The sequence below is a fragment of the Streptomyces sp. 8K308 genome, from assembly GCF_004348315.1.
Taxonomy (GTDB): domain Bacteria; phylum Actinomycetota; class Actinomycetes; order Streptomycetales; family Streptomycetaceae; genus Streptomyces.
Genome location: NZ_SMKC01000693.1, coordinates 1 through 524, shown reverse-complemented (window position 1 = coordinate 524; position 524 = coordinate 1). Strand labels below are relative to the sequence as shown.

Here is a 524-nt window from a genome sequence, read left to right as displayed (position 1 = left end):
CCCTCGGAGCACGGCGCCCCCGCCCGTCACTCCCATGCGGCCGGGGCGCCGCCCCGCATCGCACGGGTCGTCTTCCTCGCCGACGGCCGCATCGTCGACGAGCTGCGCCGGCCATTCGCCGGGGCACCACGTCCGCGTGGAAGACGACCCCGGCGGCCTCGGATCACTCCCGTGGCTCCGATCGGCAGGTGCCCGGCAAGGCTCCGGCCGGAGTCGCGAGGCGGCCTGGCCGAAGCTTCGACCGTGTGCTCTTCGCCGCGCAGCGGCCGTTGATAGTCGGCGGTGCGGTTCTTCGACACCGCCGCAGCCCGGATCGCGACCAGAAACGAGACCACAAGACGACGACAGCCCGGACCACAATCATGGTCCGGGCCCGTCGTTTGTGGCTGTTCAGCCGGTGCGGAGGATACGAGATTCGAACTCGTGAGGGTGTGAACCCAACACGCTTTCCAAGCGTGCGCCCTAGGCCTCTAGGCGAATCCTCCGGGGGGAACGATACAAGACTCGGGTCCGTGGTCGCGAAC

General features: G+C 69.5%; 1 tRNA gene. It reads right to left on the bottom strand.

What is annotated here, in order from left to right:
* Positions 1-400: 400 nt before the first annotated feature.
* Positions 401-485, bottom strand: a tRNA-Ser gene (locus E1265_RS36675).
* Between the last annotated feature and the right edge of the window lie 39 nt (positions 486-524).